Consider the following 24839-nt stretch of genomic DNA (forward strand, 5'->3'; position numbering starts at 1 on the left):
AATTCTTAAAGCTCATAAAGGATGAACATTCAGCTATATCTTGATAGAATAAATTACAAAAATCAGGTTACTGTAAGCAAGGAGGTGCTTTTTGACCTTCAGGCAGCGCATTTATTGAGTATCCCTTTTGAGAATCTGGATATCCATTATGCACATCAGATAAGGCTAGAATTAGATTCCATTTACAAAAAGATAGTTCTCAACGGCAGAGGCGGGTTTTGCTATGAATTAAATGGCTTGTTTTACCATCTTCTTAAGTGCATCGGGTTTGATGTACAAATGATTTCAGGCAGAGGTTATACCAAAGATGGTAGTTACGGAGCAGAATATGACCATTTAGCTATTGTGGCTACTATTGACGCAAAGAAGTACCTGGTGGATGTAGGCTTTGGGAAGTTCTCTTATAAGCCTTTAGAGATAACGCTTGGCGTTAACCTGGTCGATGCGTTCGGATTATTCAGGTTTGATAAAGCACAGGATGGTTATTTAAGAATAAACCTCATTGAGAATGGGCTCCTGGTACCACAATATCTATTTGAGATAAAAGAAAGGGAGTTTCGGGAATTTGAGGGGATGTGTGAATTCCATCAAACAAGCAAGGAGTCTCATTTTACAACTAAAAAGGTTGTTTCTATCGTTACGAAAACCGGTCGTAAAACGCTTACAAATAACCAAATCAAGATTTCAGACGGTGACACCGAAAGGATAACAGAATTTGAGGAAGAACTATTCGACGTTAACCTGAAGGAGTACTTTGATATTGAAATAAAGCTCGGTTACTGACAAAGTGTAAACGTCAGCCTAATCTATAGGTAGCATCAAACTGTTCCAACTATTCTAATCCAAATCCCATGAAAGAAAAAATCGCCATTGCCATAGCAGGAATTATACTTGCCTCCTGCGGGACAGCGCCCCTAGAGACCAATTCGGAAGTAAGCTCAAACCCGCTTACCGGCACCTGGCAGCTGGTTTCCGGAACGCTGATTGCGCAGGGCGACACCACCGTAACACACTATACCAACGGCATCTCCTTTATCAAGATCATCAACGACACGCATTTTGCCTTCCTGCAGCATGATCTGACAAAGGGCAAGGATTCAGCCGTTTTTGTGTCCGGCGGCGGCCGTTATACTTTAGCTGATAGTGTATACACCGAAAAGCTGGAGTATTGCAGCGCCCGGGAATGGGAAGGAAATGACTTTACGTTTACGGTAGCCCTGCAAGGCGACACGCTTGTGCAACGGGGCATCGAAAAGGTAGACGAGGCAGGCGTGAACAGGGAGAATATCGAAACCTACATCCGCATAAAGAACTAGCTACCCACTAGCCTCAACCTATGATTCGCCCCTATTCGCCCAATGACAAAGAAGCGCTGCTGGCCCTTTTACGGCTTAACACGCCGCAGTATTTTCACCCCGCCGAAGAGCAGGATCTCAGCGATTACCTGGAGCAATACGCGCAGGACTACTTTGTAGTAACGGAGGCAGCCACCCTGGTCGGTTCGGGCGGCATCAATTATTTTGAGGCCGATAAGGTAGCCCGTCTCTCCTGGGACATCATTCACCCCGATTTTCAGGGAAAAGGAATCGGCCGAAAACTCACTGAGTTCAGAATAGCCCGGATCAGCACCCACCCCGAAATAGACACGATCGTGGTCAGGACCACGCAACTGGTGTATGGCTTTTACCAGAAAGCCGGGTTTGCCTTAACAAATACCGCTAAAGATTTCTGGGCACCGGGTTTTGACCTTTACCAGATGGAAATGAAGATAAAGCGGTAAACAACTGGCGTTTTTCCGTAAAAACACGTACCTTTTTTTCTATACTTAAGAAGCTAATCTCATGCACAACTTAAAACTAACTCTTTGCCTGCTTACAGCCCTGCTACTTTCCGGGCACCTGACACAGGCACAGCAAACCGCCACAAAACCTGCCGCCCAGAAAACAGAAGAGCAGAAAAATAAAGAATACGAGGCCTGGACAAAGATGCGCGACGACTGGGCGAACCTGGGCCGCTACCGCGAGGATAACCAGAACCTGAAGGCGCCACTTCCCGGAGAGAACCGCGTTGTGTTTATGGGCAACTCCATCACCGAAGGGTGGGTAAAGCTTTCTCCAGAGTTCTTTGCCGGTAAGCCCTACATTGGCCGCGGCATTGGTGGCCAGACCACGCCCCAGATGCTGATCCGCTTTCGCCCGGACGTGATCATGCTGCAGCCCAAAGCGGTGGTTATACTTGCCGGCACCAACGATATCGCCGGCAATACAGGGCCTTCCTCTCTCGAGATGATAGAAGATAACCTGGCCTCGATGGCCGAACTGGCCAAATCAAACGGCATCAAAGTGATCCTATCATCTGTGTTGCCGGTATACGATTACCCCTGGAAACCCGGCCTGCAACCTGCCGAAAAGATCATTACCCTGAACAAATGGATCAAGGCGTATGCCGAGGCCAACCACATGATATACCTGGACTATTTCTCAGCGATGGTGGACGACCGGAAGGGCATGAAAGCTGCCTACTCGGAAGATGGCGTACATCCGAACAAAGCAGGATATAAAGTAATGGAGGGGCTGGCAGAAAAAGCAATCAAAAAAGCCTTACAACCTGTTAAATAAGCAGGCACAGCGGGTGAGAACGGCAGTATAAACCAGCCGCTACCCTTGCTGGGAGTACCGCCTCAGCCACAGGCGGGCATCTTCAATGTTATCGAACATCTCGGTCTGAAAGGCGGTGATGTTGGAATAAAAGTTTTCTGCCGAGGATGCACCCAGCGAGTCGGGATTGGTGATCATAGCAAAGTGCTTTAAACCGGCTTTGGCTGCATTTGGGGCCCACTCGTTCAATACCCAGTCCAGGGAGTGGTTCCAGGAACCGATAATCAGGCGCGTATCATTAAGTACACAGCTATAACCAGCCTTTTGTAGTGTTTCGGTATATGCTGCCGCTCCTTCCTTGATGTTCTCTGCCGTAAGATAGCCCATCCAGTTCACGTAGATCCACCTGTTCCGGCTATCCTGTTTAATGGTAAGATATACGCGCCCAAAAGGGTTGGTTAGTTCCTGGGTCATTTGTAAAAGGTACTGAAAACTTGATTGGAAGCAAAATACTTTCTGCCTTGGCGGCCTCCTTTGCCAGAGAATATCTTCTAAGATCTCCTCTGGCAAAGGCAAAGGCAGAAAGAAGATAAATATCGCTGCTTAGCGGCCAAAATCGTCCTGCACGCGCACAATATCATCTTCATCAGAAGGCAGTTCCACATCGGTGTGCTGCCAGATCTCGGCCAGCACGCCCCAGTCTTTTAAACCGACCAACCGGTGGCGCTCGCCTTGCTTAAGGGTGATCAGCTCGCCGGGCATCAGCTCTTTCACATCCCCTTCCTCATCGGTGTCGCTGGTTACTACGCCTACTTTGCCTTCCACCACTTTCCATATTTCAGCGCGGCGGTGATGATATTGCCACGACAGGCGCTTTTCCGGTGCCACGATCAGGATCTTCGGGCTTAGCTTACCCGATATCTTCAGCTGGTCTATGGACATGCCATCAAAATACGTATCGGCAAACTGCTGTGCCTGGTCCTCGTTGATCACAAAAAAGCCACCCCAGGGGCGTGTCGGGTCCTGCTTATTAATGGTAAAACCCTGCTCTTGCAACTGCTGCGCTGTTTTCCGGAAGATCGTCTCTTTGTCTTGTTGGGTACTCATAGTTTCTGTTAAAGCCTTAGTTAGGTTGTGCGTTCTCTCTAGTGATGCTTAAAAATGCATAATAATTCTTATTCGGCCATAAGCAGGCCCAATTTTGGTCCCGCGCTCCTGCCTGATTACGGCCTGGCCGGTAATAAAAAGAGGAAAAAAGTATAGCTTCCCTCCTCTTACTTTGTTGTTACATGATGGGTTACGGCATGACGGCCGGCTGCTTTTTATTTGGCTTTGCCCCCATGTAAAAAGTAATCGTACCGCCGTTCATTATATCGTCGTGGGTCAGGTAGTTACGGTTCAGTGGTTGCCCGTTCAAAACCATTTTCTGCACATACACATTTTTGTCGCTCTGGTGCCGGGTGCCGATGGTAAAGGTTTTGCCGTTCTCCAGGTGGAGGGTGGCTTCCGTTACAGCCGGGCTGCCCAGGGCATACTGTGTGGAACCGGGCGCAACCGGGTAAAACCCGAGCGTGCTGAAAATATACCAAGCACTCATCTGGCCACAATCGTCGTTGCCGCCCAGGCCATCCACTGTGGGTTTATACATGGCTTTAAGGATCATGCGCACGCGCTCCTGCGTTTTCCAGGGCTGATCGGCCCAGTTATACAGGTAGGCTACGTGGTGCGAGGGTTCGTTGCCGTGCACATAGTTGCCAATAATGCCGTCACGCGAGATGTCTTCGGTTTGCGCAAAGTACTTATCGGGCAGGTGCATGGTAAAGAGCGAGTCCAGGTGCGTGGCGAAGCGTTCCTTGCCGCCCATCATCCCGATCAGGGCTATCGGGTCGTGCGGCACATACAGGCTGTAGTTCCAGGAATTTCCTTCAATAAAGCCCTGCCCGTGCGTATCGAGCGGGTCAAACTCCTTTTTCCAGGAGCCATCGCTCAGCCGGGGCCTTGTAAAACCGCTTTTTGCATCGTACACATTTTTGTAGTTCTGCGCCCGCTTCATAAATTCGTCATAAATAGCAGGCTTGTTTAGTTTTTTAGCCATCTGGGCAATGCACCAATCGTCGTAAGCATACTCCAGCGTTTTAGAGACCGAGGAGCTGTTCTTGTCTTCGGGCACGTAGCCCAGCTGCATGTAGTAATCCAGCCCGTCGTAGTAACCTGTGCGGGCGGTGGCCACGCAGGCTTCCAGTGCTTTTTCCGCATCAAAGCCGGTGTTGCCTTTCAGCACCGCATCAGCTATCACGGGCACGCTGTGGTAGCCGATCATGCACCAGTTCTCATTCCCGTAATGCGACCATACCGGCAGCATGTGCTCGGCACTCTGGTTGTAATGGGCCAGCATACTCTGCACCATATCGGCATTGCGTTTGGGCTGCACAATATTGAAGAGCGGGTGAAGGGCGCGGTACGTATCCCAGAGCGAGAAGGTCGTATAGTTGGTAAAGCCCTCCGCTTTGTGATTGTTCTGATCCAGGCCACGGTAGCTGCCATCGGTGTCCATAAAGGTGGTAGGCCCCAGGAAGGTATGATACAGGGCGGTATAGAAGTTCACCAGGTCGTCTTTGCGCGTGGCTTTCACGGCCACTTTCTGCAACTCTTTGTTCCACAGGGCCTGGCTCTGTTGTTTTACCTTCTCAAAATCCCACCCCGGAATTTCGGCTTTCATGTTGGCCAGGGCTCCGGCCGTGCTCACCGGCGACAAAGCAAACTTGATCTTGATCTTCTCTCCTTCCGTGGTTTTAAAATCGAAGTAGGCGCGCAGTTTTTTACCGGCAAACTCCGGGAAGTTCTTGGTCTGGTCGAACTTGCGCCAGAAGCCTTTGTAGGGTTGTGCCTCTGCGTAGTCTTTGTTGCCATACTGGTAAAAAGGCTTGCTGAACGACATGGCAAAGTATACCGTACGGGTTCGGGCCCAGCCGTTCGTTTGCCGGTAGCCCGTAATAAGCGTATCGTTCTCCACGCGTACAAACGTCCACACGTTCTTTTCGTCGTAGTTATAGAGGCCATGCATCAAATCCAGGATGATGTGCGCCGAATCAGATTTGGGGAATGTATACTGGTGCATGCCCACGCGGGTGGTGGCCGTCATTTCGGCGGTGATGGCGTGGTCGTCGAGCTTCACCTTGTAATAGGCGGGTTCGGCCAATTCGTTCTTATGCGAGAAAGCCGAACGGTAGCCACTGGCCGGTTTGTCGGCCGTGCCGGGGTTCAGCTGCAGTTTACCGGTAGTCGGCATCACCAGGAAATCGCCCAGATCGGAATGGCCGGTGCCGCTGAAATGCGTATGGCTAAAGCCCACAATGGTTTTATCGCTATACTGGTAGCCAGCGCAGTACTTGTACACGTCGGGGTTATACTTGCCATTCACCGCGTAGGGGATCGTGTCGGTATCGGGGCTAAGCTGCACCATGCCAAAAGGCACTGTGGCTCCCGGGTAAGTATGCCCCATTTTGGCCGTGCCGATCAGCGGGTTCACATACTTTATATAATCCGCGGCAGGTTTGGTCTGGGCAAGTGCCAGTGCCGGGGCAAAAAGGAGAAGAACGAGATACTTCTTTTTCATGAGCAAATAGGGTTTACAGAACAAAATAGCAGGTGGCCGCTGTCCACAAAAACAGATAGCACCCGCCCTTTGCCGGGCTGCAGGCGCTGGGCAGATGGCTTTTCAAGGTATCACAATTTTTTAGGAGATAAAAATAACACCAAACCGCAGCACCATCCTAAGCTGGCAGCCCGAAGTATACTTCCGGATCTACCTGCGCCCTGGATATTGGTATAAACATAGCAAAACAAAAACGGACGGAAAGCTTTGTGTTGCCAGGCGATCGTAGCTCCTTCCTGTTAGCGGCATAACGGCATACGTTCTCCTACAAACATCTACTTCTATTCACCTCATTACCAGCCTACTTATCTCTTTATTTTATATTGAAGGTTAGGCCAAAATTGCACAATACAGGAGGCTTTCTTACTGTCTTTTTCATCTTTAAGAAGCTCCAGAATTGAAATACTATATAGCTCTCCCTTAATTTTTTGGACTTCTGTATAACTTTTTAGCAGTCAAAATAGTACCGATATAAGCCGCGTAACAAAGCACTGATTTGTTATAAGGCATCCGAGTTATCTACCTTTTCTGCATTTAAGTTCACTGCCTTTGTCCGTAGCCATGCTCCGGGCAAAGGCCTCCTACCATTTTCCTGATTGTTGGCTGTACAGAGATTGGACAGCTTTAATTAAGCTATGAACCACTAAAGCGGAGGGCCTATGTCCAAAACAAACTTAGATTACCTGCAAATCACCCTGTATGAAGAAAACAATATTTTGTACTCTAAATGGACCCGGGATGTAACCCAGGATGAGTATAGGGCGGGCATAAAACAGATCCTGCGGCGGCTGCAGCAGCCCCACATTTATTACTGGATATCAGATTGCGGGAAACTCACCGGCCTTACGATCTTAAATCAGCAGTGGCTGTTACGGGAAATTGCGCCAGCCTTATGCAGTATACCGCTCAAAAAGATCGCCCACATTGGTAATGATGATGTCTTCAGTTTCTTGGTAATGGACAATATCGTCCAGAAAACCATCGAGCTCTATGACTTTCAGGCAGATTTTATGCAGTTTAAAACTTATGAGGCGGCGGTGCACTGGCTGGGCTTTCACCAGAGCCAGTTTGCCTGAGCCCGGCGTAGGTATGAAAAGCGCTATTGATACTGGCACAAAAAACAAATCCCTTGCAGCAGCTTACGAAAGCTGCTGCAAGGGATTTGGATGCTGTCACTTATAAACGACCTGTTGCATGACAAGGCCGCAGAAGTACTTTTATTTTAATTCTTTGTAGAGCCTTTTTGATTTCACACTAAGAGAGAACCAGCTGTAATTGCTACGCAGTGTCACAAAATTATCGCCTTCGATAATGCCGTTCACACTCTTGCTGCTCAATGCTTCAGCCAGCACCTCATCCTGGATAAGCACGTTATCCTTTACCAGGCCTTCTTTTACAAAAGAGCATTCTACTCCTTTGTCGTTATACTTGAGCAACAAGGTACTACTGTTTGCTAATCCTTCCTGAATTTTCTGTAGTTCTTTCATAGGTGTGTTGATTCTTATACTCACTACATTTCAGCACACCTAATAGTTCAATATAATAGAAGATTAATTTCATTACAAAGCCCCATTATTCAAATATTTATACTCATTTCTTATTAAGGGGCAAAAAAGAACCTGCTTGCTACATTAAATCATAAAATTAATATATTGCTTCACCCAGTTTCCAGGTATAAACCAGGCCTCTCTGTGCTTTGCTACACGCCGATAGCTTCGTTCCAGAGCGCGGGCTGCTCCTGTATGAACTGCTGCATCAGCTCGTAACATGCCGCGTTATCGGCTACCAGTACTTCCACGCCACGGGATCGCAGCAGCTCTTCTTCTCCCATAAAGGTCCTGTTCTCCCCGATCACCACTTTCGGAATGCCATAGAGCAGAATAGTGCCAGAACACATGGGGCAGGGTGACAGGGTCGTATACAAAGTGCATTGCCTGTAAACCGACGCTGGCTGGCGGCCGGCATTTTCGAGGGCATCCATTTCACCATGCAGCACCACGCTGCCCTCCTGCACCCGTTTGTTATGGCCCCGGCCCAATATGCGCCCTTCGTGCACCAGCACGGAGCCAATCGGGATACCGCCTTCGTTATACCCTTTGCGGGCTTCGTCTATAGCTGCCTGTAAAAACTCGTCTGTTGTGTTCATTTGTTTTATAGTTTTATACTTCTGAATAAGAGCATTATACGGAAGCAGGGTTTCTTAAATGAAAAGCAGCTACCAAATAGCAGGTAACGTGCTGCGTGCCAGGCAACTGGTAAATACTTTTTATATAAGCACGGCTAATTAGAACCAGCGGGCAACGGAATGCGTTACCGAAGCTACAAAGCCCCAAGTACAATGCCCGTAGTTGATAAAATGACAGATGATGACTTACGGTCGATCATCTATAAGTATGATCATGTGATCGTAAAATTTGTGGATGCCCAATGCCCCATCTGCAAAGAACTTGAACCTACTTACCGAAAGCTTGCCGAGTCACCGGCTTATAAGGATGTCAGGTTTCTGCGCATGCAAGCCTCCGAAAATCCGGTGTCGAGCAGGCAAGTGAGATTAACGGGCACCCCTTTTATTGCTACTTACTACAAAGGCTTACTGCAGGCCTGCGGGCTCGTTAAAACCGCAGGCGAGCTGGAAGAGATGCTGCAGGACCTGGTGCTTTTGCCCCTGACCTAAACACTTCGTCCGGCCTCTTCTTGTGCGCTTTGTTTCTACTTTCTGCTTTAATATAACCGGCAGCCGGGGCGCTAACCCCATGTAGGCTGCTGCTAACTTCTGGCGGGCAGGCCCAACATTGCCCGGAACGACTCTTTGCCTACCGGCAGCTGTTTCAGGTTTCCGATCAGAAGTAGGGCCCGATCAATGCGCAGCTGGCTGTTTTTTACAGCGCCCACATACTGGATAATATAACGTTGCTTACCCGGGGAGAGCTGCTGAAAGCGCTGCATGCCTGCCTCGTCCTGGCTTAAAAGCTCCTCCAGTTCTTCGGGCATCTCCACGCCATACCTGCTTTCATCTTTCTCCAGTGCCACCTGTACCTTATCGCCGTTAGTTAGGTGCAGTTGCCGGAGGCGTTTGTTGTTAAGGCTGATATAAGCATCGCCATTGCCCAGGGCCACCAACCCGCACTGAAACGTTAACGTGTCATTGACCGTGCACAGAAGCCGGAGCTTTAATTTACCTCCCAACTGCGCTACAATTTCCTGCGGGATCAGCAGGTAATGCACCCCAAGCAGATGCTCGAGGCGGTAGATGTGGGTTGTAAACTGCAGGGCGGCTGTAGCAGGAGGCATGGTATCGAGGTTTCGGATGGAGAGGTAAGTATAACTAAAACAACTCAATATTGCCCGGGTTTTTACAGGCTGCCTGGTCTGTGTTTATTTGATTTTTGATAAAGCAGAACTCTGGTTCCCATTCTCCACTTGCGGCCTTGTGATCAGCTACAACGTTCACGTAGGGGCGCTTATACTTTAAATCTTTTTCTGTAAAATGAGCAGGTGTAGATCATCCCCCTCCCCCCTTCAAAGGGGGACTTTTCAGATGATGTAAAATACAGTTAATCTCTGCCACATTAAATATCTCGCTTTGAAGGAAGAGCCGTTTCATTCTAATAAATTAGGTCGCGTTTCACAGGCTTCCATACCTGTGACCGGTTATCGTTTAGGCTTCTGCCCTAGTCCGATTACAAATCCGACAGTATCTTTAGACATGGGTTACAAACCCGCGCCAGCAACTGAGAGGTTAAGCCCATATAACTTGCACCCAAGATCCTTTCAGAATGACAAATAGGAAAACGTAACGGCCATACTTTTAAGGGGCAGCATTTCTCTGAAATTGGATCCTTATAGGCTATACTTACCAGGACTGTAAGCTGACAAAGTAAAATGCAGTTCTATCCTACTTGTGCCAAAGGTCCCCCTTTGAAGGGGGTAGAAGGATGATAATTCTTAGCCTTCTGAATGTCCCAGCTTGCGTAAAGGCAGGGGAATGATATTCGAACGCTAACTTTATACTTACCGAAGGTATACATGCCAGCTACTTCACTGAGCAGTTGCAGGTAAGAAATAAGCTTTCTTTCGCAGTTATCCCGGTGGGGGCAGGAGCGGCTCAATAAAGATCTGTTTAAAAGCCGGGCGTTTTAGCTGAATCGACTTTTTAATCCTGTCGATTGCCTCCGCTATTTCAGGGCTTTGCAGGTGTTTATGAAATATGATCGTTAGTACCACCACGATCTCCTCGGGGGCCAGGTACATCGAAGGGGCATCCACTACGTCCAGCACCGCTTTGTCGGCTCTGGCCAGCGCCATTACCTCGTCGAGCTCGTCCTTTCCGGCACTTTCTCCCATCAGCAAGCTGCGGCTTTCCCGGGCCAACAGGGCCGAAACAGCGATCAGCAACAGGCCGATCATAATGGAAGCTGCCCCGTCGAAGTATGGATTCTGAAGCTCGTGCCCCAAAAACACGCCCAGAAAGGCAATACACAGGCCGATCACATCGGCCGCATCTTCAAACAACACCACAAACGTACTGGGGTCTTTGCTGCGCTTTACAGCTTTCCAGAAAGGCAACTCTCCGCGCTGCCTGTTAAACTCCCGGATGGCTGTGATAAAAGAGATGCCATCAAACACGATGGCGATGCCCAGCACCACGTAATTCCATAAGGGCCTTTCGATCACCTCCGGATCCAGGATATGCACAATGCCCTCGTAGAGCGAAATGCCCCCACCAACTGCAAAAATTAGCAGCGATACGATGAATGCCCAAAAATACTGCTCTTTGCCATAGCCGAAGGGCCGCTTTTTATCGGCCGGCTTCTGGCTGCGGCTAATGCCAAACAACAGCAGCACTTCGTTGCAGGAATCTACCAGCGAGTGAATACCTTCCGAGATCATGGCAGAACTGCCGGTAACAGAGGCTGCAACAAACTTGGTGATGGCAATGGCCAGGTTCGCGATCAGAGCCGTGTATATTGGTACTTTAGAAGCAGCCATGGAAAGAGGGTTAAGACGAATTGCTTCTCTTTAACGCCACGGCATAAGACAGGGTTAATACAAATAAAAGAGAGCAAGACGAGCTTACGCCGTTCAAAACCCCAGGCAGCGGGCACAGCCGGGCAGCGCTTTCCGCCTGATCAAAGGCCCTCCTATATATACTATAAACACAAAACTGGGGGACAATCAAGCACTGCACTACCGGATGGCAGCACAGTTTCCGCACATATGGAAAGCCCGCTTTGGGAAGTTGCAGCGGTATAAATGAAAAAGGAATGTAAAGAGGTTCTACTTGTTTGTCACCCTGAAAGTCACAGATCCCGCACTTGTTTCGGGGGATCTTATTAGCAGGTAGCATTGGTTTCAGCCCTTTTCTACCAATTTTCTTTACAGCATAAAGCCAAATATTGAGCTTATGTTCGCAGAACTGAACAGCCTTGGTTGGACAGGAGCTGGGAAGAAAACAGGTATACCTGTTACCCCAATAGCGCCGTTATTCGCGAAGCCAGCGGCGGGCACTTTCCTCGTCTGAAAAGTTCTTAAATGCGATTGGGATCACGATCATACTGTTGACCAGTTCTGTGGCATCTTCTGTTTTTTTCTCCCTTACCGGGTCAGTGGCCTTCAAGCGGGCAAATTTTACGAGGCGGGTTGCCAGCAGCTCGTGCGTGAACTTTGTCATCAGATTCAGGTAGGTTTCTTCGGGCACTTCCACTGTATTTCTTCGTGAATCTACCAGCAGCCGTTTAATGTCATAGTGTTTGAGCGTGTCAGTCAGCATTTTAAAAGAATAGGTAACCTCCGACAGCGAAGCGCCTGTCAGGTCAGGCCAGCGGACCGTCAGAATATCGGATGCAACCTCATAATGCAATTCTATCAACCCATCTTTGTGCAAAAGCATAAGGTATCGTCTCTTTTTTGTAAAACAGCGGTAAAGATAACACATTTAGCCGGCCATTAAAGTAGCTGAAGCTTCCGAAGCCCCGCTCCTGCAAACCATATAGTAGGAGCTGTAAAGTAAGGTTTATACTATAAGGAAGGCCCCCTGTACCCATGGTCAGCACATTTACCAGTATATAAGGCTAGGTAGCACAGGGTACTACTCCCATTGCTGGTGGCGCAGGCAGCAAAATATTTCAGGTTGCCAGCTAAAACGCATAATGCAGGCTACAAAGCCAAGGGGCCACTTTTGCCCGGAACGAACAGGGCCTCAGGGCATCGGCAACAGACTTATTTTTACTTTTTTTTATTTTTTATAAAAAATATTTAAATTTATTGAACATCTTTACATCGGAAAACGTCTTAGGCGTATAAAAGAACAAAATCATGAATAAAGGAACAGTAAAATTCTTCAATGACTCGAAAGGGTTCGGGTTCATTAAAGATGAAAATTCAAATCAGGAGTATTTCGTACACGTGACTGGTTTAGTAGACGAAATCAGAGAAAATGACGAAGTTACTTTCGAACTGAAAGAGGGAAAGAGAGGACTGAACGCCGTTAACGTAAAACGCGTTTAATTCAAGACATATAAGTCACTTTGCCGAAAAGCCTTACACCTGCTGGTGTAAGGCTTTTTTGTTTTCTGCCAGGCGCATCAGGTAAGTTGCTACTTTGAGGTCACAGGTGTAATCATCCCCCTATCATCTTCGAGGGGGACCTTTTTCTTGAGCATTTGCTAGTATTGCGCAAGCGTCCCCACATGTGACCTATTATCGCTTGGGCTTTTAGCCCAGTAGGATTACAAATCCGACAGTATAGTAAGACAAGGGTTAAAAACCCGCGTCAGCATAGTTAAAATCTTAGTTTTGTGAGTGTCCCCCTTTGAAGGGAGTAGGGGATGATAATCGTTTATGTATTCAACACTCTCACTGAGATGACTGCAACCACCAACAAAAAGCCCCTGTTCCTCTCCAGAACAGGGGCTTTTCAGCTTCGGGATTATACTTTTGCCACCTATCTACTCGCGATCACGCGCAGGGCGTCACGCATTTCCGTAAGCAGCACCTCTTCTTTGGTAGGTGCGGGCGGCACTTCCGGGGCAGCGGCTTTTTTGCGCATCAGGTGGTTCATGCCTTTCACGAGCAGGAAGATAATGAATGCCAGGATGAGGAAGGAAAACAGCACGGTAACAAAATTGCCCCATGCAAATACGGCCCCAAGTTTACGGGCCTCTGCCAGCGCAAGCCCTTTGGGGACATCTGCCGAAAGCGGCACATACAGGTTCGAGAAATCGATGTCGCCGACCACAGCACCAATCAGTGGCATGATCAAGTCATTTACGACCGAGTCAACGATTTTGGCAAACGCTGCACCAATGATCACACCTACAGCCAAGTCCATGACATTGCCCCGCATGGCAAACTCTTTAAATTCTTTCAGCATTCCCATAAGTCAGTTTATGTTTAGTGGTTAAAATAGTTCAAGCTTATTTTGCGGACGCTCCTACCCTTTCTGCCTCTGACCACGCCTTTGCTCCTGCAGGTTAAAATGCCACTACGATGCCCGCAAACACGACACACGACATTACCGGTTGAATTAAAGTATAAATCAGCATAATTCAAAGCCCTTCACCCTGACTTCAAACGGATTAGGCCGGGCTGCCTGTTGCTGATGCTCTGATAACAGGACGGGCGCCTGTTAATTTAGCCCTGCCATACGTATAAGCTGCGCATGTATCATCCTTTAACCCCTTTTGCCGATGACCCCAAGAGAAGTAACAGACCAGCAAGCCACCACCTGGACTTGCGTGCAGGCGTATGCCGGCGGACTAGCAGATAAACAAATCGAAAACGCAGCTGCGAAGCTGGCAGAAAACACCGACGGCACTGTGCCTGTGGTGTGCACGCCCAGCGGAGGCGCCCAGACGGTGCGGCTGGAACTGGACAAAAACTGGCTGGAAGATCTCTCCGATGAGGATTTGCTAGTGGCCATTGCTGCCGCTCGCAGCGAAGCATAAGCCTATGCCAAACTGATTAACGAGAAGAGCCACTGCGGCAAGGCAGTGGCTCTTCTCGTTTGCGTTTATACTTGTGATGCCGTCAGTGCATGCAGTTTAGAAACAGAGGCTTTGCCAGAGTGCTCTTTTGCAATCGATGAAAGTTTACTTCTTGTAACGCCAGTTACAAACTGGCCTTAGAATAAGCCACAAGTTGCGCTTACGCTAAACTTGCGGCATTAATAGTGGCATCGGAAGTATACGGGCAGATGCACCTAGGTTAGTAATCGCCTGATTTTTCGGCGGCTTTGGCTGCTTTTCGGGCTTGCTTGTCTGCTTTTTCGCGGTTTTTCTGCGTTTTGGCTTCCAGCTTGGCTGCTTTCCGGGCTTGTTTGGCCGCACGAGAAGCGGCTTTGTCTTCGCGCCGGGCTTTCCGGGCTTTTTCCTTGGCCTCGCGGGCGTCTTTCCTGGTTTCTTTTTTCAGATCAACGGCATCATCCAGCCGTTCTTTATCAGCCTTCTTTATTTGCTTTTCCTGCTCCTGATCTGTTTGCGTGGACTGGGCGAAGGTATGGCCGGCGATGCATGTAAAAAAAACAGTCATCACGATGCTGAGTAGTATCCTTGTTTTCATTATGTTGCCCGATTAGGTTGCTAGATAAGTACCCTCCTTTATACGTATGATTGGGCTGTCAGACTGATAAACAGGCACTTATACTTTAGCACCAGCAGCGCCCGATTATATCTCATGGAAGTTATACACAATGGTTAGCTAAGCAGGGTTACACAATCTCGGGGGCTTCGCTGTGGGCGTGCTGTGGGGCCACCAGCCATTCCAGAGCATCCTGCTCGGATATGAAGTCGCGGTACTGGCACGGAAGCGGTATTTCAGAGGCCATCTCGTAAATTGATTCGATGGCCAGCTGCTCGAAAATATCCATAGCCAGCACGTTGGCCACCCGCTTCAGCTTGCTGTGCTGCAATATTGCGGCAGACCGGTTGGCGATCCATACCTGGTCTTCGAAGGCGGGCGCGTTCATCTTGCTGAAATCGGCAAGTATAAACTCGATATTATGGGCTATGATGAACTCGCAGGAAAAGAACATGGCTTCGCGGAGCTGTTGGCTGGGAATGGCTCCGCGCCATTCGTTCCAGATAAAGTTTTCTTCGGCACAATGCCTGATCGTGACATATTCCTGCTGCAGGGCCACAGTAAAATTCGGCGCGTTTAATACGATCATAACCAACCACGATTACAAATTTGCATTAGTCCTTTTGTACGGCAATCCTATTTAATGTATTTAAATTTATACACAAATACCGTGAATGCTGTTTTTGAGCGGATTAAAATATTAAATCTTTTAATATACTATTTTCGTAATAGGAGAAGTATTGCTTAAAATGGTATAAGCTTTAAGTTATTAACGCATTACCAAACGTACTTTAAAACAAGAAAAAACCATGAAAAAGATAATCTTAGCAAGTGCCGTTCTGTTTTCTTCCCTGTCGCTGGTTGCCTGCGACACTAATAAAACAACTGACAGTGATGCTGGCGATAACAAAAAAGTGATCGCGAAAGACTCTGTTCCATCTGAGTATGAAGTAACAGAAACAAAGGTAGAAACCGACACAACCAAAGACACCAAAACGGTAGATGTTGACAAGGATAAGAACGATGACAAGCATTAATTAACCGGTAGGCAATAAGCCTGCTCATAAAACAAAAAGCGCCTGTTTGTGTAAACAGGCGCTTTTTGTTTTATACTTGATGTGATTAAGGCCATAACCCTGGTCTCGAACTATTGCAGGAGGTCTCGAAATGCGCCTGGGATTGGTACGCATGCTATGAGTTTATTCAGTTACTTATTGTGGTTAGGTTAAACCAACTTTACTTGGAGAAACAGACGGTCCGAAACTTCTCTGTTTAGAAGATTACAGTATAGATTATCAGAACAGTTATGCCTTTTGTATCTGCCTGTACTTATCATAATAATTACACTTTATAAAACAGCACAAGTAATTATTGGCATGTTCCTCGGTTTCGTTTAGGTTTATACTATCCCACAGGGTCTGCAAGGCGCTTTTGAACTGCTCCATCGAGGCGCGATCGGTTTTCAGGTCCAGAAAGGCTTTGCTAAGGTACTTTCGCGGAGTTAACCTATTCTGCTTCACCTCTTTGCGCATATTAACTAGGTAACATAAGTAAAAATAAAACTAAATGAAGCCCCTGCTATACCTGGCTTCGGTGTAAGGCAATACGTTACTACCGGCAAGTATAAAAGTATTTGAAAAGAAGTAGAAGGATGTCTCTGCAGCAGGAGCTATACTATCTCCGGGATTACGTCAGCGGCGCCCTGCTATTGTACGGTGCCAGGTGGCCATTCCGTCCGGAAGCAGCAAAAAGCAATAAAACACAGGTTATCAGCTAATTGCATTTAAAAATTCCATTACCGGGTTTATACCCTACAGATCAAATCATTGTCTCCTTTCTATTTAAATACTTTCACCCAATAAAAGCATCCACTTACCATTAATAGTGACAAGAGTTCTGTAAAAACTACATCTTTAACCTGTTGCACCCGTTTGCACCGGAACTATTCGCCTCAATCGTTGGGTTAAGCAGTACATCCGGAGGATAGAACAATAATACCTTTTTCTATAACTTTTGCTTTTAACAAATTTAACCTTAACCAAACATTGTATGGCTAACATGACCTTTACGCCTAAACTCGTTTATCCGCTGGCTTTCGCTCTTGCCGGCATGTTGTTCGGCTGCGGCCAGGAACAGGAACTGGCACCAGACGCTACCATGGCTGAAGCCCGCGCTGCCGCCGCCACTGCCGATACCGGCATGCCGACCATAACCCTGCGCGCCAGAAATTACATCGTTATTGCTTCCGGCGATGCGTTGCCTGCCGGTATTGCCAACAAGATCAGCGCAGCTAACGGCGAAGTAACCAGCCTGATGGCAGAAGCCGGCCTTGCCGCCGTTACCTCCGCCGATCCGGATTTTGCTACAAAAGCCGCTAAGATCTCCGGTGTTCGTTCTGTTATCCACGACTTTGATGCCCACTGGCTCGATCCGCAGGCCAGAACGCTTGACCTGGACGAAACCGCAGTAGATTTGTCGGCTGGCGCAGCTTACAACACCAACCGTTACTTCCCGCTGCAGTGGGGCGCAACCGCCATTCAGGCACCGGCTGCCTGGAACACAGGCGCCAAAGGAAAAGGCGTGCGGGTGGCCGTGCTCGACAGTGGTTTTGATCTGAAACACCCTGACCTGGCTGCCAACATCGACGTTGCTGCCAGCAAATCATTTGTTCCAACGGAAGCCTTGCAATTTGTAGCGGTTCCCGGAAAAACATTCAGCCACGGTACACACACGGCCGGTACTATTGCCGCTATTGATAACAATATTGGCGTAGTAGGCATTGCCCCAGAGGCCCAACTTATACTTGTTAAGGTATTGCGCGATGCGGGCTCCGGCTCATTCTCGTGGATGCTTCAGGGTATAGCCTATGCCACACAGCAGGGTGCTGATGTGATCAACATGAGCCTTGGCGCTGCTTTGCCACGCAACGGCCGCTACCTGGATGATAACGGCACGCCCGACGACACATCGGACGACAAAATCATCACTGATACCAAAGCAACGCAGGAACTGATTGTAGCCATCGGCAAAATGACTACCTATGCTTCGCGCCATGGTGTAACGGTGATCGCTTCCGCCGGAAACGACGGCAACAACGGCAACACCGATCAGTCGCTGGCTCACATCCCAACCGGTGCGCCAAACGTGATCTCCATCTCCGCAACAGGACCGACAGGCTGGGCAAACGATATTCTGAACACCAACCTCGACAAGCTGGCTTCTTACTCTAACTATGGCACGTCTGATATTGATTTCGCAGCGCCGGGCGGTGATTTTGTTTACCCTACAAACGAAATAGGCACAGTTGCCGGTGTTAGACAATATGTGTGGGCCCTCGACATGGTGTTGAGCCTTGCCAATGGCGGCAGCTATACCTGGTCTGCCGGTACCAGTATGGCAGCGCCGCATGCAGCCGGCGTAGCAGCCCTGATCATCGGCAAGAACGGTGGCAACATGGATCCTGCACTGGTAGAAGCCGCACTCCGTGCCTCTGCCGATGACCTTGGCAAAGTAGGACGTGATCCATACTATGGCTATGGCAGGATCAATGCCCTGAAAGCTGTTTCGAAGGTAAAATAACAGAAAGCACATACTTTTAGCCCTCTGCAGGTCCGGTAAACACGGGCACGCGGAGGGCTTTTTGTTTTAAAGCTCCTGCAGGTTTTCTAATGCGGCAAAGGCGCCGGCCAGGTATAAGGCCCTGTACTTTTTGCCGGACAGGGCTAAGGGAATAGTATAAATGCCTGCCTTTTGCTAGGGCACATCACATTTAAAGTAGTCTTCATCGTAGCCGGGTGCCGGCCGGTCTCCTATCCGTACGATGCGGTCCAGTCGGATCTCCTCCCCGGTAGCCAGGTGCAGGTATTCCCCGTCAGGCGCCTTGTGCAGTTCTTTAAGCAAGGCGTTGCGGGTCAGAAACTCGCGTATATCACTGAAATACTGGATACGCACATACGCCTTTTGCGCGATCAGTTCTTCCAGGGCATCTTTAAAAGCAGGGTCGATGGGTGAATAGGGTTGGCTCATACTTCTATTGGTCAAAATTATCAGTCTGAATGCAGGCAGGTGCCTGGTTTGTATACCTTAAATTTACGGATTCCGATGCAACGCGCGCAGACGTAACAAGCTTTTTATACTGCTGCGGCATCCAGCTCCCAATCTAGCCAAAACAGCATCCTACCACCCGTTTTCTTCCAAAACAAGAACCAGGGCCAAGGCTCATTTTATACTTTAACGACTACTAAAATCGCAGCCAAACAGCAAAACATACTTACATTCAGAGTACGCTATATTCCTGCTCTCAACCTTAACTTTATACATAGGGCGTGCGTAATAAATGTTTAAACCTTAAATTGCGTACTTTAGACCGATTCTCCGGCAGCATACCCTAGGCAAAGTATGCTTAAAAGCCAGGGAAAGTGGCAAAACCAACGCGTATACAGGCACAAATGCGTGCGCCAAACCCGCATACTTTGCAATTAATGCCGATAATTTTTCTATTTCCATAGCTAAATGCTAACTTACGCTAGTAGTTGGCAAAACCGATAAACACACCATGTCCGACCTTCAGAAGTATCAAGCAGAGCCATCGCGCACGAAATCCTTTTTACTGAACCTGTTACAGCAGAACGCCACTCCCGAGGCAATGGAATGGCTCCAAAAAAAGCTGGCACAACTCGAAGTTTCCACGGCAGACAAGGACCTTTACCTGGCATTCAGCTCGGTGCCCCGTTACATGGGCAAAGCGCCACTCGATTTAACTCCGGAACAGGCCGCTGAAGCGCAAACACTCCGCAAAGGATTAACGTTGGCGAACTGGACGGTGGACCAAACTGCCCGCACGCTGCTGCTGCTGGCCCTGCCGCATGACAAAAAAGATGCGTTTGTAACCCGTATCGAAACGCTGTTTACTTCAGCCGACATGCGGGAACTGGTTGCCTTGTATGCTGCATTGCCGCTCCTGCCCTACCCTGATGCCTTTAAAAAGCGCGCTGCCGAAGGCTTCCGCTCTAACATGGGCAACGTGTTCGAGGCCGTAGCCCTGGATACGCCGTACCCGGCCGATTACCTGGAAGAGGAAGCCTGGAACCACATGGTGCTGAAAACCTTGTTTGTGGCCAAGCCGCTTTACCGCATCCAGGGTATTGACAAGCGCGCCAACGCCAAACTGGCCCATATTCTCTCCGACTATGCACACGAGCGCTGGGCTGCCGGGCGGCCGGTTTCCCCGGAGCTGTGGCGCCCGATGGGGCCGTTTATCGATGATGCCCTGCTGCCCGATATCAAGCGGCTGTTTGCCCAGCCTGACCCGCTGCAACAGCAAGCCGCTGCGCTGGCCTGCTCGCAAAGCACGCACTCCGGCGCAAAAGCCTTGCTCGACGAGCACCCGCAACTCAAAGAACGCATTACTTCCGGTGAACTGACCTGGGACCAGATCGGCAACGAACTTCTGGCCCTGCAGTCCTAACCGCGAACAAACCATACTCCTTAAGACCTTTATGACCACCAACAAAATGCTATTCATAGATCCCCACGCGCACATGACCTCCCGCACCACGGACGATTACGAGCGCATGCGCCAAGCCGGCATTGTTGCCCTGATCGAGCCTGCTTTCTGGCTGGGCCAGCCCCGCACCGAGGCGGGTTCCTTTAAAGATTACTTCAGCAGCCTGGTGGGTTGGGAGCGCTTTCGGGCAAGCCAGTTCGGTATCCGCCACTACTGCACCATTGGCCTCAACTCCAAGGAAGCCAACAACGAGCCCCTGGCTGAGAAAGTGATGGAACTGCTGCCACTTTACATCTGCAAGGAAGGCGTGGTGGGCGTAGGCGAGATCGGGTACGACGACCAAACCGCCGCCGAAGACAAATATTTCCGGCTGCAGCTGGACCTGGCCCGGGAGAACAACATGCCAGTGCAGATCCACACGCCGCACCGCGATAAAAAAACAGGTACCATCCGCAGTATGGAAGTATGCCTGGAACACAACATTGCCCCGGGCATGGTGATCGTGGACCATAACAACGAGGAAACGGTAAGAGACGTACTCGACCGTGGTTTCTGGGCCGCCTTTACCATATACCCCAACTCCAAAATGGGCAACGAGCGCATGGTGGAGATCGTGAAGCAGTATGGCACAGAGCGCATTATCGTGAACAGCTCCTGCGACTGGGGCATCAGCGACCCGCTGTCGGTGCCTAAAACAGCTGCCCTGATGCTGGAAAAAGGCATTTTGGAGGCCGATGTGCGCATGGTGTGCTACCAGAATGCCCTGACGGCCTTTGGTCAGAGCGGGCAGATGCAGGAATCGGACTGGCTGGAAAATACCGAAGTAGACCAGCGCGAGAAATTCTCTGATAACTCCGTACTGCGTGGCGGCCAGACACCCGTGATCGGGGAAATAGAATCTTCAAACGATCTGCCTTCAAACCTTATCCGATGACGCGTACCGGTGCTTACCTGCGGTTGATGCGCCCGGCCAACATCATCACCGCCATTGCCGATATTTGTCTCGGATTTGCTGCTTCGGGCGCGCTGCTGGCGGCCCCTTTTCTTACCAGCCCAACAACGGCGACGGACTACCTACAGCCGCTGCTCTGGCTTATACTTTCCACGATCGGGCTATACGGCGGCGGCGTGGTTTTTAACGATGTGTTTGATGCCGAGCTGGACCACGTAGAGCGCCCGGAGCGGCCAATTCCAAGCGGTGTAGTAACTGTAAAAGGCGCCTCGGCACTGGGTGCCATCCTGCTTATCGGCGGCATCGTGGCGGCCTGGCAGGTGTCTGTACTCAGCGCTATACTTGCTGCAGCAGTGGCACTGCTGGCTTTGCTTTACGACTGGAAAGGCAAACATCAAAACGTACTGGGCCCCGTAAACATGGGCGCCTGCCGCGGCGGCAATCTGCTGCTGGGGGTGAGCGCCGTACCGGCCGCCGTGCCCCAGTTGTGGTACCTGAGCCTGATCCCGATCGTTTACATTTCGGCTATCACCATGATCAGCCGCGGGGAAGTGCACGGCGGCAATACGGCAGCGCTGAAAGGAGCCATCGGACTGTATGTGCTGGTGATCGGTAGTATTCTCTGTCTTTCGCTGCTCCCGGATTTTGATCTGCTGGCCAGCCTGCCGTTCCTGCTACTTTTCGCGTTCCTTATTTTCCCGCCACTGTTCAAAGCGCTGCCCACCAAAGCGCCTTCCCTTATTGGGAAAGCCGTAAAAGCAGGTATCCTGGCGCTGATCGTGATGGACGCCAGTATAGCTGCCGGGTTTGCCGGCTGGGGGTATGGGCTGATTGTATTGCTGCTGCTGCCGGTGTCTATATTTATTGCCCGGAACTTTGCTGTAACCTAAGGGCAAAGCTGCAACTATCGCAAGTTAAAGACTGTTCAAAACATGTGTAGCCTCCTTAAGACGGCTAACTAAGGTAAAAATGAGATCAATTCAACAATCATTTCAGGTTCATTTTCAGTACGGCGTATACTTTACGGAGGGGCTGTTTAAGCCGGTGAACCCGCTGCTGGTAAACGTGCTGCAGCAGGATGGCCATGCCACCGCACGCAAGCTTCTGTTCGTAATAGACAGCGGAGTGGCGGCTGCGCATCCTTCGCTGGTCCAAAACATCGAAGCTTATGCCACGCACCATGCCGGCGCTGTCACCTTGTTAGCCAAACCGCTTGTTGTACCGGGTGGTGAGGCGTCCAAAAACGATCCGCAACTGGTACAGGACCTGCTGGAAGCCGTGAATGATTTCGGTGTTTGCCGCCACTCCTACCTGGTAGCGATTGGAGGCGGTGCTTTGCTTGATATGGCCGGTTATGCAGCCGCCATTGCCCACCGGGGCATCCGCCTGGTGCGGATCCCGACCACAGTACTTTCGCAAAACGACTCGGGGGTGGGCGTGAAGAACAGCGTGAACGCCTTCCATAAGAAGAATTTCCTGGGCACCTTCGCGCCGCCTTTTGCCGTAATCAACGACAGCGATTTTCTACTGACGCTTGAAGACCGCGACTGGCGTGCCGGCATGGCCGAGGCGATAAAAGTGGCACTGATCAAAGATGCGGCTTTTTATACTTCCATCCGGCAGGATGCCGCCAAACTGGTTGCCCGCGACATGGGCGCCATGCAGGACCAGATCTTCCGCTGCGCCCAGATGCACATGGAGCATATCAGCGGCGGCGACCCATTCGAGAAGGGCAGCTCGCGCCCGCTGGATTTTGGCCACTGGGCAGCGCACAAACTCGAGCAGCTCACCAACTATGACCTGCGGCACGGCGAGGCAGTAGCCATTGGCATTGCCCTGGATGTGGTGTATGCCACGCTGGCAGGTATGCTCTCCCAGGAAGAATGCGAGGATATTCTGACCTTACTCACCGACCTGGGCTTTGCCCTCTATATTCCGGAACTCTCGCAACAAGCGCCGGGCGCTGAGAACCGCCTACTCATTCTCAACGGGCTTAACGAGTTCCGCGAGCACCTGGGTGGCCAGCTCACCATTATGCTGCTGACCAAGATTGGCCAGGGCGTGGAAGTACACCACATGGACGAAGCACTGCTGACAAAAGCCGTTGCGCTGCTGCAGGAACGCCACCAACAACAACAGGAAAAAGCGCCGGCACAAACCGTGTAACAAAACCTGAAATAGAAGACAGGAGAAGTATAAGCTGCTATTTAGACTTCTCCTGTTTTCCTGCGGAAAGCAGCCCTGCAAGTATAACTTCATAATATCGACAGGTATACTTATAATATTTTCAATCCCTATCCCCCGCACCCGCTAACCGGCTGCCAAGTATAAAACGGAACCATGCTCCTTGAAAACAAATACCATTTAAGTTACTGTACCAACATTCACCCCGGCGAAAGCTGGGAAGAAGTTTTCCGGAACCTGCAGGAATACCTGCCCCCGCTCAAGCAAAATTTATCGCCCGAAAAGCCCTTCGGTATTGGCCTGCGCCTCTCCGACCTGGCCAGCAGAGAGCTTGCGCAACCCGAAAAGCTGGCTGCCTTCCAGGTATGGCTGCGCCAGGAGGGGCTGTATCTCTTTACCATGAACGGCTTTCCGTACGGCGGTTTTCATCATCAGGTAGTAAAGGATGCCGTGCACAAACCCGACTGGACCACCGCCGACCGCGTGGCGTATACCTTGCGGCTGGCCCATATCCTGGCGGCCCTGCTTCCGGAAGGAACAACAGGTGGCATTTCCACCTCGCCTCTTTCCTACAAGCCCTGGCACCGTGAAAACGAACTAAAAACCGTTTTCGAAACGGCCACCCGCCACATGGTACAGGTGGTAGCGGAACTGCAAACGATCAAAGCCACGACCGGCAAAACGATCCACATCGACATAGAGCCGGAGCCGGACGGTCTGCTGGAAAATACCGAAGAATTCGTTAATTTCTATACCAATTGGCTGCTGCCCGCCGGCATCAAGATGCTTCAGGCAAACGGCCTCTCCGAGGAAGAAGCGGCCCAAGCGATTCGCACACACATCCAGCTGTGCTATGATGTATGCCACTTTGCACTGGTGTATGAAAAGCCTGCTGCTGTTTTTGCGGCCTTGCAGGCGCATGACATCCGTATCGGGAAAGTGCAGCTGAGCGCCGCGCTGAAAGCGACCCTTCCGGAAAGCGCGGCTGCGCGGCAGGAAGTGGCCGCAAGACTGGCGCCCTTTGCCGAATCCACGTACCTGCACCAGGTCGTGGTGCGCAACCAGGAAGGACAGCTGACCCATTACACTGATCTGCCTGAGGCTTTGGAACATATCAGCGACCCACAAGCCCGCGAATGGCGCACGCACTTTCATGTGCCGCTGTTTACCGATACTTATAACGGCTTGCTTTCTACCCAGGACGATATCCGGCAGGTGCTTGCCCTCTTACAGCAACAGCACCTCACCGAGCACCTGGAAGTAGAGACCTATACCTGGGATGTGCTGCCGGATGCAATGAAAAAGCCCTTACACCAGTCCATCCTGCGCGAGCTGGCGTGGGTGCTGGAAACTTTAAAATAGAAGAAG

The 24839-nt window shown here is 50.1% G+C and carries 28 protein-coding genes; 15 read left to right on the forward strand and 13 right to left on the reverse strand.

Features of this window, described 5'->3' with window-relative positions; genetic code table 11:
* Positions 1 to 21 precede the first annotated feature (21 nt).
* The 4 genes from LWL52_RS11520 (at position 22) to LWL52_RS11535 (ending at position 2618) form a co-directional block, all read left to right on the forward strand.
* Positions 22 to 783, forward strand: a complete 762-nt coding sequence (locus LWL52_RS11520) for an arylamine N-acetyltransferase family protein (RefSeq protein ID WP_242919937.1) — start codon at positions 22 to 24, stop codon at positions 781 to 783.
* A 68-nt stretch (positions 784 to 851) separates the two neighbouring features.
* On the forward strand, positions 852 to 1316 hold the full coding sequence (locus LWL52_RS11525; protein WP_242919939.1) for a hypothetical protein: 465 nt from the start codon (positions 852 to 854) through the stop codon (positions 1314 to 1316).
* Positions 1317 to 1336: 20 nt separating this feature from the next.
* The gene (locus LWL52_RS11530; protein WP_242919941.1) at positions 1337 to 1780 is read left to right on the forward strand and encodes a GNAT family N-acetyltransferase; all 444 of its coding nucleotides are present in this window, start codon (positions 1337 to 1339) and stop codon (positions 1778 to 1780) included.
* Positions 1781 to 1841: 61 nt separating this feature from the next.
* Positions 1842 to 2618 carry an SGNH/GDSL hydrolase family protein gene (locus tag LWL52_RS11535; protein WP_242919942.1) on the forward strand — a complete coding sequence of 259 codons (777 nt, stop codon included), beginning with the start codon at positions 1842 to 1844 and terminating at the stop codon, positions 2616 to 2618.
* 39 nt (positions 2619 to 2657) lie between these two features.
* Here the strand turns inward: LWL52_RS11535 and LWL52_RS11540 are convergent, their stop codons facing one another.
* The 3 genes from LWL52_RS11540 to LWL52_RS11550 form a co-directional block, all read right to left on the reverse strand.
* The gene (locus tag LWL52_RS11540) at positions 2658 to 3071 is read right to left on the reverse strand and encodes an STAS/SEC14 domain-containing protein (RefSeq protein WP_242919943.1); all 414 of its coding nucleotides are present in this window, start codon (positions 3069 to 3071) and stop codon (positions 2658 to 2660) included.
* Positions 3072 to 3200: 129 nt separating this feature from the next.
* Positions 3201 to 3704 carry a cupin domain-containing protein gene (locus LWL52_RS11545; protein WP_242919944.1) on the reverse strand — a complete coding sequence of 168 codons (504 nt, stop codon included), beginning with the start codon at positions 3702 to 3704 and terminating at the stop codon, positions 3201 to 3203.
* A 190-nt stretch (positions 3705 to 3894) separates the two neighbouring features.
* The gene (locus LWL52_RS11550) at positions 3895 to 6213 is read right to left on the reverse strand and encodes a GH92 family glycosyl hydrolase (protein WP_242919945.1); all 2319 of its coding nucleotides are present in this window, start codon (positions 6211 to 6213) and stop codon (positions 3895 to 3897) included.
* Positions 6214 to 6911: 698 nt separating this feature from the next.
* Between LWL52_RS11550 and LWL52_RS11555 the strand changes: the two genes are divergently transcribed.
* Positions 6912 to 7328, forward strand: a complete 417-nt coding sequence (locus tag LWL52_RS11555; RefSeq protein ID WP_242919946.1) for a hypothetical protein — start codon at positions 6912 to 6914, stop codon at positions 7326 to 7328.
* A 141-nt stretch (positions 7329 to 7469) separates the two neighbouring features.
* Here the strand turns inward: LWL52_RS11555 and LWL52_RS11560 are convergent, their stop codons facing one another.
* Both LWL52_RS11560 and LWL52_RS11565 read right to left on the reverse strand, forming a co-directional pair.
* A complete protein-coding gene (locus LWL52_RS11560; RefSeq protein ID WP_242919947.1) occupies positions 7470 to 7739 on the reverse strand; it encodes a hypothetical protein in 270 nt (89 codons plus the stop codon).
* A gap of 212 nt (positions 7740 to 7951) precedes the next feature.
* Positions 7952 to 8398, reverse strand: a complete 447-nt coding sequence (locus LWL52_RS11565) for a nucleoside deaminase (protein ID WP_242919948.1) — start codon at positions 8396 to 8398, stop codon at positions 7952 to 7954.
* 192 nt (positions 8399 to 8590) lie between these two features.
* Here LWL52_RS11565 and LWL52_RS11570 point away from each other — a divergent pair, with 192 nt between their 5' ends.
* Entirely contained in the window at positions 8591 to 8926 is a 336-nt protein-coding gene (locus LWL52_RS11570) for a protein disulfide isomerase family protein (protein WP_242919950.1), read from the forward strand.
* Between the two features lie 92 nt (positions 8927 to 9018).
* Here LWL52_RS11570 and LWL52_RS11575 read toward each other — a convergent pair whose 3' ends face one another.
* The 3 genes from LWL52_RS11575 to LWL52_RS11585 all read right to left on the reverse strand — a co-directional run bounded on the left by LWL52_RS11575 (position 9019) and on the right by LWL52_RS11585 (position 12142).
* Entirely contained in the window at positions 9019 to 9591 is a 573-nt protein-coding gene (locus LWL52_RS11575) for a DUF1905 domain-containing protein (RefSeq protein WP_242919952.1), read from the reverse strand.
* A 741-nt stretch (positions 9592 to 10332) separates the two neighbouring features.
* Complete coding sequence (locus LWL52_RS11580) at positions 10333 to 11241, reverse strand: cation diffusion facilitator family transporter (RefSeq protein WP_242919954.1); 909 nt, start codon at positions 11239 to 11241, stop codon at positions 10333 to 10335.
* Between the two features lie 493 nt (positions 11242 to 11734).
* The gene (locus LWL52_RS11585) at positions 11735 to 12142 is read right to left on the reverse strand and encodes a hypothetical protein (protein WP_242919956.1); all 408 of its coding nucleotides are present in this window, start codon (positions 12140 to 12142) and stop codon (positions 11735 to 11737) included.
* Between the two features lie 425 nt (positions 12143 to 12567).
* Between LWL52_RS11585 and LWL52_RS11590 the strand changes: the two genes are divergently transcribed.
* Entirely contained in the window at positions 12568 to 12759 is a 192-nt protein-coding gene (locus LWL52_RS11590; protein ID WP_242919958.1) for a cold-shock protein, read from the forward strand.
* Positions 12760 to 13195: 436 nt separating this feature from the next.
* On the opposite strand, the gene mscL is transcribed toward LWL52_RS11590, so the two are convergent.
* A complete protein-coding gene (gene mscL / locus LWL52_RS11595; RefSeq protein ID WP_242919960.1) occupies positions 13196 to 13630 on the reverse strand; it encodes a large conductance mechanosensitive channel protein MscL in 435 nt (144 codons plus the stop codon).
* Positions 13631 to 13940: 310 nt separating this feature from the next.
* Between mscL and LWL52_RS11600 the strand changes: the two genes are divergently transcribed.
* Positions 13941 to 14198 (forward strand): hypothetical protein, encoded by a 258-nt coding sequence (locus tag LWL52_RS11600; protein WP_242919962.1) that lies wholly within the window; start codon positions 13941 to 13943, stop codon positions 14196 to 14198.
* Between the two features lie 259 nt (positions 14199 to 14457).
* On the opposite strand, the gene LWL52_RS11605 is transcribed toward LWL52_RS11600, so the two are convergent.
* Positions 14458 to 14811 (reverse strand): hypothetical protein, encoded by a 354-nt coding sequence (locus tag LWL52_RS11605; RefSeq protein WP_242919964.1) that lies wholly within the window; start codon positions 14809 to 14811, stop codon positions 14458 to 14460.
* 148 nt (positions 14812 to 14959) lie between these two features.
* Positions 14960 to 15418, reverse strand: a complete 459-nt coding sequence (locus LWL52_RS11610; RefSeq protein WP_242919966.1) for a hypothetical protein — start codon at positions 15416 to 15418, stop codon at positions 14960 to 14962.
* A 220-nt stretch (positions 15419 to 15638) separates the two neighbouring features.
* Here LWL52_RS11610 and LWL52_RS11615 point away from each other — a divergent pair, with 220 nt between their 5' ends.
* Positions 15639 to 15866: a hypothetical protein gene (locus LWL52_RS11615; protein WP_242919968.1), complete on the forward strand. Its 228-nt coding sequence runs from the start codon at positions 15639 to 15641 to the stop codon at positions 15864 to 15866.
* 267 nt (positions 15867 to 16133) lie between these two features.
* On the opposite strand, the gene LWL52_RS20715 is transcribed toward LWL52_RS11615, so the two are convergent.
* On the reverse strand, positions 16134 to 16361 hold the full coding sequence (locus LWL52_RS20715) for a DUF7149 domain-containing protein (RefSeq protein WP_437179345.1): 228 nt from the start codon (positions 16359 to 16361) through the stop codon (positions 16134 to 16136).
* Positions 16362 to 16878: 517 nt separating this feature from the next.
* Here LWL52_RS20715 and LWL52_RS11620 point away from each other — a divergent pair.
* Entirely contained in the window at positions 16879 to 18408 is a 1530-nt protein-coding gene (locus LWL52_RS11620) for a S8 family peptidase (RefSeq protein ID WP_242919970.1), read from the forward strand.
* Positions 18409 to 18582: 174 nt separating this feature from the next.
* Here the strand turns inward: LWL52_RS11620 and LWL52_RS11625 are convergent, their stop codons facing one another.
* Complete coding sequence (locus LWL52_RS11625; protein WP_242919972.1) at positions 18583 to 18855, reverse strand: hypothetical protein; 273 nt, start codon at positions 18853 to 18855, stop codon at positions 18583 to 18585.
* A 529-nt stretch (positions 18856 to 19384) separates the two neighbouring features.
* Here LWL52_RS11625 and LWL52_RS11630 point away from each other — a divergent pair.
* From LWL52_RS11630 to eboE, 5 genes are all read left to right on the forward strand, one after another.
* The gene (locus LWL52_RS11630) at positions 19385 to 20296 is read left to right on the forward strand and encodes an EboA domain-containing protein (RefSeq protein WP_242919974.1); all 912 of its coding nucleotides are present in this window, start codon (positions 19385 to 19387) and stop codon (positions 20294 to 20296) included.
* Positions 20297 to 20342: 46 nt separating this feature from the next.
* Positions 20343 to 21269 carry a TatD family hydrolase gene (locus LWL52_RS11635; protein ID WP_242919976.1) on the forward strand — a complete coding sequence of 309 codons (927 nt, stop codon included), beginning with the start codon at positions 20343 to 20345 and terminating at the stop codon, positions 21267 to 21269.
* Positions 21266 to 22177, forward strand: a complete 912-nt coding sequence (eboC, locus tag LWL52_RS11640) for a UbiA-like protein EboC (RefSeq protein WP_242919978.1) — start codon at positions 21266 to 21268, stop codon at positions 22175 to 22177. Before LWL52_RS11635 ends, eboC begins: the two co-directional genes overlap by 4 nt.
* Positions 22178 to 22256: 79 nt before the next feature.
* Positions 22257 to 23453, forward strand: a complete 1197-nt coding sequence (locus LWL52_RS11645) for a 3-dehydroquinate synthase (protein ID WP_242919980.1) — start codon at positions 22257 to 22259, stop codon at positions 23451 to 23453.
* 174 nt (positions 23454 to 23627) lie between these two features.
* Positions 23628 to 24833 carry a metabolite traffic protein EboE gene (gene eboE / locus LWL52_RS11650; protein WP_242919982.1) on the forward strand — a complete coding sequence of 402 codons (1206 nt, stop codon included), beginning with the start codon at positions 23628 to 23630 and terminating at the stop codon, positions 24831 to 24833.
* The last annotated feature ends 6 nt before the right edge of the window (positions 24834 to 24839 follow it).

It is taken from the genome of Pontibacter liquoris (assembly GCF_022758235.1).
Taxonomy (GTDB): Bacteria; Bacteroidota; Bacteroidia; order Cytophagales; family Hymenobacteraceae; genus Pontibacter; species Pontibacter liquoris.